Below are 13,287 nucleotides of genomic sequence, written 5' to 3'. Positions count from 1 at the left end.
CTCCGGGTCACCCGCCCACCAGGACGGCGATCTCCGCCTTCAGCTCGGACAGGATCTTCGAGCCGCGCGCACGGACGTCCGCGACGTCCCCGTCGACCCCCGACACGACCTCGATATAGGCCTTCAGTTTGGGTTCGGTCCCCGAGGGGCGCAGGGTCACCCTCCCCCGCACCGTGCCCTCCAGTTCGAAACGCACGGCATCGGTCGAGGGCAGACCCTCGTGCCCCTCGGCGAAGTCGACGGTCCTCGCCACCCTCAGAGGACCGAACGCGGTGGGCGGCTCGACGCGCACCCGCCGCATCGTCGCGGCGATCACGGCCGGATCGGACACCCGCACCGAGAGCTGATCGCTCAGGTGCAGGCCGTGGCGGCGCGCCTGGTCGTCCAACAGATCGACCAGGGTCAGCCCCCGACGTTTCGCGGTCGCGGCCAGCGAGGCGGCCATCAGCGCGGCGGAGATCCCGTCCTTGTCGGCGACCGGGCGCCCCTCGTCGCCTCCGACGCAGTACCCCAGCGCCTCCTCGTAGGCGAACACCCGACGCTCCCCCGGCCCGCCCGCGCGGGCCAGCCACTTGAAGCCGGTCAACGTCTCCTCGTAACGCGCCCCCCGGTCCCGCGCGATCTCGCCGAGCAGGCTGGAGGAGACGATGGAGGTGGCCACGACCCGATCGGGGCCCTCGGTCCGGTCGAGCACGTACTCGGCGAGGAGCCCGCCCACCTCGTCGCCGGTGAGCATCCCGTGCCCCGGGACCGCCAGGGCCAGACGGTCGGCGTCGGGGTCGTTCGCGATGACCAGGTCGACGCCCTCGGCCTCGCCCAGCGCGAGGGCCAGGTCCATCGCCCCGGGCTCCTCGGGGTTGGGGAAGTCGACCGTGGGGAAGTCGGGGTCGGGCTCGAACTGTTCGGCCACCACGGCGGGACGGGGGAACCCGGCCCTTTCGAAGGCCTCCAGGAGCACGCGGCCGCCCACACCGTGCAGGGGCGTGTAGGCGACGGACAGGTCACGGTCCTCCCCCAAGGGCAGAGCGGTGACGGCGTTCAGGTAGCGGTCGACCGCCTCACGGCCCAGGACCGTCCACCCCTCGCCCAACGGCAGGTCGCCGACCGGGCCGACCGCGTCGATGAGGGCGGAGATCTCCGCGTCCACCGGGGAGACGATCTGCGCGCCCGCGTCGTCGCCCTCGCCGCCCACGTACACCTTGTAGCCGTTGTCCTGGGGCGGATTGTGGCTGGCGGTCACCATGATCCCGGCGTCCGCGCCCCGTTCCCGCAGCGTGTAGGCCAGCACCGGGGTCGGCAGGGGCCCTTCCAACAGGGTCACCCGGTGGCCCGCCCCGGTGATGACGGCGGCGCTGTCCCGGGCGAAGTCCGCCGAACGGTGCCGGGCGTCGTGACCGATCACCACGTGCCGGCCGCCGTCTCCGAGCCAGGCCGCGATCCCGGCGGCGGCCCGCATGACCACGACCCGGTTCATCCGCCCGGGGCCCGCACCCAGGGCACCGCGCAGCCCGGCCGTACCGAACTCCAGCCCGGCCGCGAACCGGTCGGCGAGGTCGGTCGCCGCGGCCCGCTCGCCCGCCTCGGCCCGGCCGAGCAGGTCGGCCAGTTCGTCCCGGGTGACGGGGTCGGGGTCCTGGTCGAGCCAGTCCCGGGCACGGGTGAGGAGTTCGGTATCGGTCATCGGATCGCCTTTCGGTCGAGGGATCGCCCTCGTGGGGGGAGGTCCGGGGCGGTACGGGCCCCGGACGGGAGAGGGGCGTCGGTGCGGGGTCGGGTCAGATCCGGCCGACGATGTCGGCCAGCAGACGGCCGACGGTCTCGGCCGAGTCACGGCCGGTGGCCAGGACCTCCTCGTGGTCGAGGTTGGCCCCCTCCAGCCCCGCCGCGATGTTGGTGACCAGGGACATCCCCAGGACCCGGGCCCCGGCCGCACGGGCGGCGATGGCCTCCAGGACCGTGGACATGCCGACCAGATCGGCGCCCAACGCGCGCAGCATCCGGATCTCGGCGGGGGTCTCGAAGTGCGGGCCGGGCATGGCCGCGTAGACGCCCTCGGCCAGGTCCGGGTCGACCTTGCGGGCGATGGCGCGCAGCTCGGCGCTGTAGGTCTCGGAGAGGTCCACGAAGGACGCCCCGCTCAGCGGGGACAGCGCGGTCATGTTGATGTGGTCGGCGATGAGCACCGGCGAACCGACCGAGTAGCCGGGGGCGATCCCGCCCGCGGCGTTGGTGAGGACGATGGTCCCGGCGCCCGCGGCGACGGCGGTGCGGACGCCGTGGACGACGGCGTCGGTCCCGTGCCCCTCGTACAGGTGGGTGCGGCCCAGGAAGGCGAGGATGTGCCGGTCGCCGTCGGTGATGGAGCGGATGGTGCCGCTGTGACCGTCGACGGCCGGGGGCAGGAAGCCGGTCAGTTCGGCGGAGGCGAACTCCTCACCGGAGTCTCCGAGCAGGTCGGCGGCGGGGGCCCAGCCCGAGCCCATCACCAGGGCCACGTCGTATCCGTCCACACCGGTACGTTCGCGCAGCTCGTTCGCGGCCTGCTCGGCGGTGGCCTGGGGCGTGAGAGTCACTACGGGTTCTCCTTCATCGGTGCCGCGCGGGCGGCGGGGTGCTGATGGTGGTCTTCAGGGGGACGCGACCTCACGTCCCGGGCGTAGGGCGCGGCCTCCACGTCCAGGGGGTCCGACAGGGACGTCGGCACGAGGTCGGGCCGGCCCCCGGTCCCGCCATTGTGGCGTGACGTCATGGGCGCGTACGGGCACCGCCGCCTCCGGTACGAGGGTCATCGTGGTTCCGGAAGTCGGGGGACGGGGTGGTAGCCGGTGTCGACCGGCCGGGAGAAGACGCTCTGCATGCCGTGGTCACCGGCGTCGTGGCGACGGCCCGTGGGGGTGAAGCCGGCCGCCCGGTAGGCGCGTTCGCCGGCCTCGTTGCCGTCGTTGACGCACAGGACGATGTGTTCGGCCTCGGGAACGATCTGGGAGACGAGCAGGTCGAGCAGCGGGGCCGAGCAGGCGGTCCTGCCGATCCCGTGCCCCTGGTGTTCGGGGGACAGGTAGAAGGCGCGCAGCAGGACCGCCCGCTCCGGCTCGTCCACCAGGTCGCGCAGCACGCCGACCCGGTCGATGATGCCGAAACCGGCGCAGGCGTCCAGGGCCTGGGCACGGTCGGACAGGTCGGCCCCGGTGAGCACGACCGCGTAGGGGAAGAGGTCGGGTACGGCGTCGGCGCGGGGCAGGGTGTGCATCGCCTCGTCGACGAACCTGCGCTGTTCGGGGGCGACCCGCTGACGCGTGACGATCTCGCGCAGCGTGTCGACCTCGGGGGTCCTGCGGTCCAGGCGCACCAGGCGCAGCCCGGGAACGTTCCTGTGTTCGGTCGCGGTGGTCGCGGGGGTGTCGGCCTGTTCGGGGGTCTTCGGCGGCACGTCGTCCTCCACTCGGCTGTCGGACCGGACCCGCCCCGGGAGGGACGGGCCGGACCGTCAGTCTTACATTCCGACCGGATGCCAGACCGTCTTGGTCTCCAGGAAAGGGGTCAACCGGGAGGTGCCGGGGTCGGTGTCGAGCCAGGCGTCCTCTCCCCCGTCGGCCTCGGGGCCGGGGCGCAGTACCCGGGTGAGGGTGGCCGCCGCCGCCCTCTCGAAGTCGACGGCCGACTCGCCGGCCCCGGTCAGGTCCAGGGCGTCGACGTCGGCGTGCGAGGCCAGGTGCGGACCGATCTCGCCCACCTTGCCGGTGAGCACGTTGACCACGCCGCCGGGCACGTCGGAGGTGGCGAGCACCTCGGCCAGGTCGATGGAGGCCAAGGGCGCGCTCTCGGAGGAGACCACCACGGCGGTGTTGCCGGTGGCGATGACCGGGGCGAGCACCGAGGTCAGCCCGAGCAGCGGGGCGCCCTGGGGCGCGAACACCACGACGACGCCGGTGGGCTCGGGGGTCGAATGGTTGTAGTAGGGACCCGAGACCGGGTTCGATCCCCCGATGACCTGGGCGAACTTGTCCGTCCAGCCGGCGTAGTGGACCCAGCGGTCCACGGCCGCCGACACGTACCGGTCGGCCTCGGCCCGGGAGACCCCCAGGGCGGCGACCAGCTGGTCCGCGAACTGGGCGTGCCGGCCCTCCAGCACCTCGGCGATCCGGTAGAGGATCTGGCCGCGGTTGTAGGCGGTCCGACCGGACCAGCCGCCGAAGGCCTTACGGGCCGCGACCACCGCGTCGCGCGCGTCCTTGCGCGAGGCGAGCGAGGCGTTGGCCAGGTGTGCGCCGTCCGCTGAGGTCACGGGGTGGCTCCTACCCGACTCCGAGCGGGGAAAGGCCCCGCCCAGATAGAGCTTGTAGGTCTTGCGGACCGCGAGTCGGGCCGGAATCTCGGCCTTCGTCACGGTCGTCCGGGTCTCGGTGGCGCCGCCGTCGGCCGCGCCCTCGTTCTTCCTCTTGTCGCCGTCGCGCCGCTCAGCCAAGGTAGGCCTCCAAACCATGTCGCCCGCCCTCGCGGCCGTATCCCGACTCCTTGTAGCCGCCGAAGGGGCTGGTCGGGTCGAACTTGTTGAACGTGTTGGACCAGATCACCCCGGCGCGCAGCCGTTCGGCGGTCCAGAGCATGCGCGAGCCCTTCTCGGTCCACACGCCGGCGGAGAGCCCGTAGGGGGTGTTGTTCGCCTTGGTGACGGCCTCCTCGGGGGTCCGGAAGGTCAGTACCGACAGCACGGGGCCGAAGATCTCCTCGCGGGCCACCCGGTGGGCCTGGCCGACCCCGGTGAGGACGGTGGGCGCGAACCAGTAACCGGACTCGGGGAGCGCGCACTCGGGAGACCAGCGCTCCACGCCCTCCTCGTCGGCGGTGTCGGTGAGCTCGCGGATCCGTTCCAGCTGGGCGGCGGAGTTGATCGCGCCGATGTCGGTGTTCTTGTCCAGCGGATCGCCCAGGCGCAGTTTGGCCACGCGCTCCTTGAGACGGGGCAGGAACTCCTCGGCGATGGACTCCTGGAGCAGCAGCCGTGAACCGGCGCAGCACACGTGTCCCTGGTTGAAGAAGATGCCGGAGACCACACCCTCCACGGCCTGGTCGAGTGCGGCGTCGTCGTAGACGATGTTGGCGCCCTTGCCGCCCAGTTCCAGGGTGAGACGTTTGTCGGTGCCGGCCACCGCGCGGGCGATGCCCCGGCCCACCTCGGTGGAGCCGGTGAAGGCGATCTTGTCGGTGCCCGGGTGGTCGACCAGGGCCCGGCCGGTCTCCCCCGCGCCGGTCAGGATGTTGACCACGCCCGGGGGCAGGTCGGCCTCCTGGCAGATCTCGGCGAAGACCAGCGCGGTGAGCGGGGTGGTCTCGGCCGGTTTGAGGACGACGGTGTTGCCGGTGGCCAGGGCCGGGGCGACCTTCCACGCCAGCATGAGCAGCGGGAAGTTCCACGGGATGATCTGGGCGGCCACGCCGAGCGGGCGGGGGTCGGGGCCGAAGCCCGCGTGGGCGAGCTTGTCGGCCCAACCCGCGTGGTAGAAGAAGTGCGCGGCGACCAGCGGCAGGTCGACGTCGCGCGTCTCCTTGATGGGCTTGCCGTTGTCCATGCTCTCCAGGACGGCCAGCTCGCGCGAGCGTTCCTGGATGATTCGGGCGATGCGGAACAGGTACTTGCCCCGCTCCGCGCCGCTCATGCGGCCCCAGACGTTCTCCTGGGCGCGGCGGGCGGCGACGACGGCGCGGTCGACGTCGGCCTCTCCGGCCACGGCCACCCGGGCGAGCGTCTCCTCGTCGGCCGGGTTGAGACTGGTGAGGTGCTCACCGCTCAGGGCCGGGGTGAACTCGCCGTCGATGAACAGGTCGTAGGTCTCGCGCAGGTGGACGACGGAGCGGGACTCCGGTGCGGGCGCGTACTCGAAGATCACGGCTAGTCCTGCGTGTAGTGGTCGGGGCCCGGGTAGGTGCCGGTGGACAGCCTGGTCCGCTGCATGAGCAGGTCGTTGAGCAGACTGGAGGCACCGATCCGGAACAGGTCCGGGGTGAGCCATTCCGGTCCGGCGGTCTCGTTGACCAGGACCAGGTTGCGGATGGCGTCCTTGGTGGTGCGGATGCCTCCGGCGGGCTTGACGCCGATCCGGCGGCCGGTGGCGGCGTGGTAGTCGCGCACGGCCTCCAGCATGATGAGCGTGACCGGGAGGGTGGCGGCCGGGGACACCTTGCCCGTGGAGGTCTTGATGAAGTCGGCGCCCGCCCGCATCGCCAGGTGGGAGGCGCGGCGCACGTTGTCGTAGGTGACCAGTTCGCCGGTCTCCAGGATGACCTTCAGGTGGGCGTCGCCGCAGGCCTCCTTGACCGCGGCGATCTCCTCGTAGACCTTCAGGTAGTGGCCGGACAGGAAGGCGCCCCGGTCGATGACCATGTCGATCTCGGCCGCCCCGTCGGCGACCGCGCGCCGGGTGTCGGCGAGCTTGACCTCCATGGGGGCGCGTCCGGCGGGGAAGGCGGTGGCCACCGAGGCCACGCCGATCCCGGTGCCGCGCAACGCCTCGACGGCGACGGCGACCATGTCCGGGTAGACGCACACGGCGCCCACCTTGGGCACGGTGCGGTCGGCGGGATCGGGCAGCGCCGCCTTGACGCACAGGGAGCGGACCTTGCCGGGGGTGTCGGCCCCTTCCAGCGTGGTCAGGTCCACCATGGAGATCGCCAGGTCGATGGCGGCCGCCTTGGCGGTCGTCTTGATGGACCTGGTGGCCAGGTCCTGGGCCCGGGCTCGGGCGCCGACCTCGTCGACTCCCGGCAGGCCGTGCAGGTAGGCCCGGAGAGCGTGGTCGGTGATCGCCTCGGGCACGGTCGCGGTGTGTGGCACGGGCACCTACAGCTTCGTCGGTTCGTGTGGCCGTCCGCCGGTGACCGGTGGGGGACGGCCCGTACGGGCTCGGTACGGGGTGCGGGCCCCGTTTCCGGCCGTCAGGTGGTCACCATAACCCCGGGTCGCTTCGGCGGCGCGCCCCCGCACGTTCGATCCCCCAAGGTTGGAGAAGCCTCCAAGGAGAGGGGTGGATCTCTGTCATGGTTTCCTCCGAATAGACCCTCGAATCGGGGTGGAAACGGGGTTTTTCGACGAACTTCGACAGGGTCGGTGTCCTCTCTGGTCTAGACCGGACCACTCCCTTGGACCTCGATGGACGTCGCACCGGACCGTTATCGTGGAGGCATGGCGGAGTTTCGGATCAGCAGTGACGACGACGGGATCGACCTGCGCAGGATGGCGACCGCGTTGGCCGAATCGCAGGGGTGGGCCCGCGAGGACGTGAGCGTCTGGGACAACCGTCGGGGCGAGGTGATCGTGACCGTCGACGACTCCCTGCTGCGCAAGCCCGAGGTCGACCCGCTGCACCGGCCCCGGCACACCCCGCACGCCGTGCACGACGCCTGTGAACGGCTGCGTCGGGAGGACACCTCGCTGCGCGGAGTGGACTTCGCCTTCCTCAAGGCCGAGTGCGCCCGCTTCTTCTCGGCCGGTTGGACCCTGGCCGACGTCGAGCACGCCCTGGGCCACCGGCCCGACGGTCGCGTGTGGGAGAAGGGCGAGCGCTATCAGGGCGGCCGCTGGTTCTCGCACCGTCTGAGCGCGTGGAAGACGCCCGACGGCGACATCCGCCCCTCCCTGTCCCAGGAGGAGGCCCAGCTCCGGGTGATCGGCAAGGCCGGGCTCCCCATGGACATCGGGCTGCCTCAGGACACCGAACTGTCGCAGCGCCCGGTGGCCAGCCCCGCCGTGGCCCGGTCGGCCGCCGACGACGCCCGCCGCCTCATCCGGCAGAACACCCGCACCACCACCGACTCCCTCGCCCACCAGGACCGCACCTCGGCGCACATCCGACGCCCCGACCGCCCCTGAGGTCCCTGAGGCCCCGAGACTCTAGCGGGCGCCGTTCTCCCGTCGACGTTCCTCCACCACGGTGACCGCGGCGTCGGCGCAGCGGGCCAGCCCGAGTTCGAGCGGCCCCCGTCCCACCGCGTAGCGCCATAGGGAGGCGAAGAGGAGCGATCCGAACACGAACCACTCCATGTACCAGGGGCCGCCGGCCCCCATGGTGGTCTCCGTTTGGAACGGGATCAGGATCGCCAGCACCAGGATGTGCCCGGTGTAGACGGTCAGCGGCATCCGCCCCACCGAGGTGAGCGGGTACATCGCGCGGGGCAGCCGTTCGGCGAGCAGCATGCACACCACCAACACCACCAGTGCCTGCCCCACCGCCTCCAGGATCTCGAAGGTCGTACCGGTGTGCGGTGTCCCCACCGCCAGCCACCACCAGCTGTCGGTGGGCACCTGCCCGCTGACGTTGTGCATGGCGTCGCGCGTGTTCTCCCGCAGCTGCTCCGCCGTCCAGGCGTCCATCGAACCCAGCGGGGCCCCGGCGAGGAAGGTGCTGTGAGCCTCGGTCAGCCGGTCGATCCCGCCCATCCGCTCGAGCAGGAGCCACGGCCCCAGGTAGCCGAGCGCGGCGGCGACGGCCCCACCGACCGCCATGCGCACGCGGACCGCGGTGGCGGTCAGATCGGTGCGGCCCACCGCCATCCCGGCCAGGACGAAGGTCATGAAGGTGATGGCCGGGTAGTAGCCGGTGAGGAGGAACTCCGGGAGCGAGGTGAGCGATCCCGTGCGCGGCGCCGTCGGGACGAGGTCGCGGCGCAGTAGGAAGGACGCCACCGGGCCGCACAGGGCCAGGGTCCCCGCCGCGGTCCACAGCACGGCCGCCCGTGCCCGGAGGAACGGCAGCGCCAGCAGGAAGAACCCGGCGTAGTAGGTGAGGATGACGGCGATCGGGACCGCGAACAGGTCCAGCACCACGCCGAGCAGCCCGATGAGCACGGCGCGGGCCATGATCCGCACGATGGCCCGGCGCAGGGCGTCGCCCTCGACCGGCCGGGTGCGTCCGGTCATCAGGGCCAGCGAGACACCGGCCAGGAAGGCGAAGAGCGCCGAGGAGTTGCCTCGGACCAGCCCGTGCAGCGCCCACCCCTGTTCCTCGGGGAGCAGACCGTGGGAGGCCACCCCGAGGTGGACCGCGAACATGCCGAAGACCGCGAGGGCGCGGGCCGCGTCGATACCGTCGATCCTGCGCGCGACCGAGGAGGGCGTTCCCGAGGGCGCGCCTGTGTCGCCTGACTGATGCTGTGCCACATCCGTCAGGTTATGCCTGTTCCGGACATTCCCCTTCTTCGTGCGAGGCCCCGTACCGCCGGCCTTCGACCGGCCGGGGCGGAGTGGACGTTCCGCCCCGGCCGGTCGGAGCGGGTCAGCCCCGCTCGGCCAGGTCGCTGAAGTGGTCCAGCGCCTCGGGGTTGGCCAGCGAATCGCGGCTGGCCACCTTCTCGGGCCGCTCGCCCATGAGGATGCGCTTGACCGGGACCTCCAGCACCTTGCCCGACAGCGTGCGCGGTACCGCCGCGATCGCCCGGACCCGGTCCGGAACGTGGCGGGGCGAGCAGTCGGTGCGGATCCGTCGGGCGATCTCCTTGGGCACGTCGCCCTCCAGGTCGGCGCCCTCGCGCAGGACGACGAACAGTTCGATCTTGGAGGAGCCGTCGCCCTGAGGGACGTCGACGACCAGGGCGTCCAGGACGTCGTCCAGGGACAGGACCGCGCGATAGATCTCGCTGGTGCCCATGCGCACGCCACCGCGGTTGATGGTCGAGTCCGAACGCCCGTAGATGATCGCCGTGCCGCGTTCGGTGATCTCGATCCAGTCGCCGTGCCGCCAGATACCGGGGTAGACGGAGAAGTAGCTGTCGCGCAGACGCTCGCCGTCGGTGTCGCCCCACAGGTACACCGGCATCGAGGGGGCCGGTTCGGTGACGACCAGTTCACCGACCTCGCCGATGAGCTCCTTGCCCTCGGGGTCCCAGGAGGCCACCGCCATGCCCAGGCCCCGGGACTGGATCTCCCCCTCGTAGACGGGGAGCGTCGGGGTACCGCCGACCAGACAGCTACAGATGTCGGTGCCGCCGCTGGTGGAGAACAGCCACAGGTCCGATCCGAACTCCTCGTACGCCCAGGAGAAGGCCTCGGGGCTGAGCGGGGAGCCGGTGGAGCCGATCGCCTTGAGCGCGGACAGGTCGCGCCCCTCGCGCGGGTGGACGCCCTCCTTCATGCAGGAGGACAGGAACCCGGCGCTGGTCCCGAAGACCGTCACACCGGCGTCGGCGGCCAGCTCCCACAGGGTGTCCAGGCCGGAGGCGGGGGTCGAGGGGCTGCCGTCGTACAGGACGATGGAGGCCTTGGTCAGCAGGACGCTGGCCAGGAAGTTCCACATCATCCAGCCGGTGGTGGTGTACCAGAAGACCCGGTCGTGCTCCTGGGCGTCCAGGTGCAGGTTCAGGTTCTTGAGCTGCTCCAGCAGGATGCCGCCGTGACCCTGGACGATCGCCTTGGGCAGACCGGTCGTCCCCGAGGAGTAGAGGACCCACAGAGGGTGGTCGAAGGGGACGGGGGTGAAGCTCAGCGCGTCGCCCGAGCCGGAGGCCTCCAGCTCGGACCAGGGCAGGGTGCCCTCCAGGGTCGCGCCCGAGGAGAGGTTGTCGAGGAGGACCGTGTGCTCGACCGTGGGCAGGGCCTCTCGCAGCTCCTCGACCACCGGTCGGCGGTCGAAGTCCTTGCCGCCGTAGCGGTAGCCGTCCACGGCCAGCAGCACCTTCGGTTCGATCTGCGCGAACCGGTCGATGACGCTGCGCACGCCGAAGTCGGGCGAGCAGGAGGACCAGATCGCGCCGAGGGAGGCCACCGCGTAGAAGGCGGCGATGGTCTCCGGCAGGTTGGGCAGGTAGGCCGCGACGCGGTCGCCCTCGCCCACACCCAGCCTGCGCAGCCCCGAGGCGATGGCGGCGGTGCGCTCGCGCAGCTCGCCCCAGGTCCACTCGGAGAGCGGACGCAGCTCGGTGGCGTGCCGGATCGCGACGGTGTCGTCGTCACGCCCCTCGAAGACGTGCCGGGCGTAGTTGAGCGTCGAACCGGGGAACCATTCGGCGCCCGGCATGCTCCGGTCGGCCAGGACCGCCTCGTAGGGGGTGTCGGCCCGGACCCCGTAGAACTCCCAGATGGACGCCCAGAAACCGTCGATGTCGGTGACCGACCAGCGCCACAGGGCGTCGTAGTCGAAGTCGCGGACGGCGGTGGACCCGCCGGAGCCGAAGGCCTCGACCCCCTTCTCCCGTGCGGCCCATCGTGCGAACGCGACGACGTTGGAGGACTCGATCCGTTCCTCGTCGGGCTCCCAGAGCACACGGGGCACGCTGCTCTCCGTCATTGGCCCGCCTTCCCAATCGCGTGAACGTGTTGCTTTGAGACCCATCTAACAACACCGCGTATCCGCGCTCACGCGCCGGCCCGGGTTTCGGCGTCCGGCCCGGCCCACCGGTGTTCGCAGGTCACCGTGGGGCGGCCCGAACGCGAGGACCCCGCCCTCGACGACGCGCGAGAACGGGGTCCGCCCGCCGGAGCGGACGATGGTCACGGAGGGTCAGCTCAGGGCACGGACCGCCGCCACCGCCTCGGCCGGAGAGTCGACGACGGGGGCGCCGGTGGCCTCCAGACGCTCACGGGCCATCAGGCCGCTGGCGACCAGGACCGTGCGGGCCCCGGCCTCGCGGGCGGCGCGGGCGTCGTCGTCGATGTCCCCGATGAGGACGACCCGGGAGGGGTCCAGGTCCTGACGCCGCAGGTGGTCGATGAGGTGCTCGGCCTTGGAGTCCTTCACCGTGGCGAACTTGCGCCCGTCGACCCGGGTGAAGTGCGAGGTCAGACCGCGCTCGGCGATCAGCGGGACCAGGTGTTCGTGGGTGGCCATGGACAGCAGCGACTGGGTGCGTCCCTCCCCCGCCCACGCGTGGAGGACGTCGGGAACGCCCTGCGCCAACTCACAGGTGGGCAGGTGGCTCACGTAGCTCTCGTCGTACAGTTTCTCGACCCGCTCCCACTCGCCCTCGGCGAAGGTCCGTCCCAGCAGCTCCTCGTAGCAGGGGATGAGCGGACGCCGGAAGATCGAACGCCAATGGTCCATCTCCACCGGCTCACGGCCGAAGCTCGCGCAGACGGCGTTGACCGCGGCGAGGTTGGCGTGGTTGTCGTCCAGCAGGGTTCCGTTCCAGTCCCAGACGATGTGGTGGGGGTCGTGGTTCTCGGATGTCATCTCAGCCATTGGATGCACTTTACGACCGAACGTCCGTTCGCGATACGCGGTTTTCACCACTCTCGCCGAGGATCCTCCAGGTCATCGCCGCCTTGGAGGGCCTCCTCGGGGTCCGAACCGCGCCGGTCGCGACGTTCGGACCGTAGCCGTCGACGTCGACGCACCACCCACACCGCGGCGAACACCATCGCCGGGAACACGATGAGGATGAGCACCGGAAGGAGGATGGCCATCAACGAGGTGAGGAAGCTGACGACGTCCTCCAGGAAGGAGACCACCGGCGCCGCGCAGCCGAGGCTCATCGTGTTGATCACCGGCCGCGACAACGCCTTGACCAGGTGGAAGGCCAGAGCGATGAGCACGCCGGCGATCACCGGCCCCCAGTCCACCCCGCCGGAGGACACGGCGGCCCCGGAGGCCTCGCCGGTGATCTCGGACAGCTCCACCGTGGAGGCGCCCGCGCCGAAGGTGATGCCGCCCGAGGTCGGTCGGACGATCGTCTGGACGACGTCGTTGACGCTGTCCAGCGCCGGGAACTTGTCGGCCGCGAACTCCACGACCAGCAGCACCCCGAGACTGATCAGGGTGACGGGATGCTCCAACCAGGCCCAGGCGGGACCGAGCGGGATCAGGTCGGTGAAGCGGGCGACCAGCCCGACCAGGAGGAGGGGGATGTAGGCGTTGAGCCCCGCCGCGGAGGACAGGCCCAGGCCGGTGAGGGTGGCGAACATGCGGTTCCTTCGTGCGCGCCGAACGGAAAGAGGGTGCCGGCCCGAACCCTCGGACCGGCACTCATCGTTGTTGACGCTCGCCGGAGGCTCCCGGTTTCGCGTTCGACGCTATTGGCGGTAGTTCTCGACCTCGGAGGCCGGGCGGACCCTCGCCTCCTCCGGGTCCTGTCCGTACTCGTCCTTCGCCCTGCGTTGACGCAGCAGATCCCAGCACTGGTCGAGCGCCTCCTCGACTTGCTTCATCCGGGCGCGAGAGGTTCGATCCAGACCATCCGGGTCGGAGCGGAGCGCGTGCTCCTCGTCCATCAGACCGCGAATGGTCGTCATGATGTCCTGTTCGGCGCTGTCGCTCATACCGTCATCGTCGACGCGTCCCCGGGCCGGGGCAAGGGCTCCGG

At 71.3% G+C, this 13,287-nt stretch carries 12 protein-coding genes; 1 reads left to right on the top strand and 11 read right to left on the bottom strand.

Annotation, left to right across the window (positions count from 1 at the left end; genetic code table 11):
* Positions 1 to 7: 7 nt before the first annotated feature.
* The 6 genes from U9J66_RS23705 to deoC all read right to left on the bottom strand — a co-directional run bounded on the left by U9J66_RS23705 (position 8) and on the right by deoC (position 6,838).
* Entirely contained in the window at positions 8 to 1,681 is a 1,674-nt protein-coding gene (locus U9J66_RS23705; RefSeq protein WP_326338797.1) for a phospho-sugar mutase, read from the bottom strand.
* Between the two features lie 94 nt (positions 1,682 to 1,775).
* On the bottom strand, positions 1,776 to 2,573 hold the full coding sequence (locus tag U9J66_RS23700) for a purine-nucleoside phosphorylase (RefSeq protein WP_014911701.1): 798 nt from the start codon (positions 2,571 to 2,573) through the stop codon (positions 1,776 to 1,778).
* Between the two features lie 212 nt (positions 2,574 to 2,785).
* Positions 2,786 to 3,430, bottom strand: a complete 645-nt coding sequence (locus U9J66_RS23695) for a GNAT family N-acetyltransferase (RefSeq protein WP_234305848.1) — start codon at positions 3,428 to 3,430, stop codon at positions 2,786 to 2,788.
* A gap of 63 nt (positions 3,431 to 3,493) precedes the next feature.
* Positions 3,494 to 4,465, bottom strand: coding sequence for an aldehyde dehydrogenase family protein (locus tag U9J66_RS23690; protein WP_326338796.1), 972 nt, complete (start codon positions 4,463 to 4,465; stop codon positions 3,494 to 3,496).
* Positions 4,458 to 5,888 carry an aldehyde dehydrogenase family protein gene (locus U9J66_RS23685; protein WP_326338794.1) on the bottom strand — a complete coding sequence of 477 codons (1,431 nt, stop codon included), beginning with the start codon at positions 5,886 to 5,888 and terminating at the stop codon, positions 4,458 to 4,460. The genes U9J66_RS23690 and U9J66_RS23685 overlap by 8 nt, the downstream gene beginning before the upstream one ends.
* Before the next feature lie 2 nt (positions 5,889 to 5,890).
* The gene (gene deoC, locus U9J66_RS23680) at positions 5,891 to 6,838 is read right to left on the bottom strand and encodes a deoxyribose-phosphate aldolase (RefSeq protein WP_326338793.1); all 948 of its coding nucleotides are present in this window, start codon (positions 6,836 to 6,838) and stop codon (positions 5,891 to 5,893) included.
* 342 nt (positions 6,839 to 7,180) lie between these two features.
* Between deoC and U9J66_RS23675 the strand changes: the two genes are divergently transcribed.
* Positions 7,181 to 7,867 carry a hypothetical protein gene (locus U9J66_RS23675; RefSeq protein WP_014912451.1) on the top strand — a complete coding sequence of 229 codons (687 nt, stop codon included), beginning with the start codon at positions 7,181 to 7,183 and terminating at the stop codon, positions 7,865 to 7,867.
* 21 nt (positions 7,868 to 7,888) lie between these two features.
* On the opposite strand, the gene U9J66_RS23670 is transcribed toward U9J66_RS23675, so the two are convergent.
* The 5 genes from U9J66_RS23670 to U9J66_RS23650 form a co-directional block, all read right to left on the bottom strand.
* Positions 7,889 to 9,154 (bottom strand): heparan-alpha-glucosaminide N-acetyltransferase domain-containing protein, encoded by a 1,266-nt coding sequence (locus U9J66_RS23670; protein WP_326338792.1) that lies wholly within the window; start codon positions 9,152 to 9,154, stop codon positions 7,889 to 7,891.
* Positions 9,155 to 9,269: 115 nt separating this feature from the next.
* A complete protein-coding gene (locus U9J66_RS23665) occupies positions 9,270 to 11,276 on the bottom strand; it encodes an acetoacetate--CoA ligase (protein WP_042283670.1) in 2,007 nt (668 codons plus the stop codon).
* 213 nt (positions 11,277 to 11,489) lie between these two features.
* Positions 11,490 to 12,167 (bottom strand): HAD family hydrolase, encoded by a 678-nt coding sequence (locus tag U9J66_RS23660; protein WP_326338791.1) that lies wholly within the window; start codon positions 12,165 to 12,167, stop codon positions 11,490 to 11,492.
* 44 nt (positions 12,168 to 12,211) lie between these two features.
* Positions 12,212 to 12,889 (bottom strand): DUF4126 domain-containing protein, encoded by a 678-nt coding sequence (locus U9J66_RS23655; RefSeq protein ID WP_326338790.1) that lies wholly within the window; start codon positions 12,887 to 12,889, stop codon positions 12,212 to 12,214.
* A 108-nt stretch (positions 12,890 to 12,997) separates the two neighbouring features.
* Positions 12,998 to 13,243: a DUF2630 family protein gene (locus U9J66_RS23650; RefSeq protein WP_014911967.1), complete on the bottom strand. Its 246-nt coding sequence runs from the start codon at positions 13,241 to 13,243 to the stop codon at positions 12,998 to 13,000.
* Between the last annotated feature and the right edge of the window lie 44 nt (positions 13,244 to 13,287).

It is taken from the genome of Nocardiopsis sp. LDBS1602 (genome assembly GCF_035818715.1).
Lineage (GTDB): Bacteria > Actinomycetota > Actinomycetes > Streptosporangiales > Streptosporangiaceae > Nocardiopsis > Nocardiopsis alba.
Note: the sequence above shows the minus strand (reverse complement) of the source record. Positions and strands in the feature narration are given on the sequence as shown.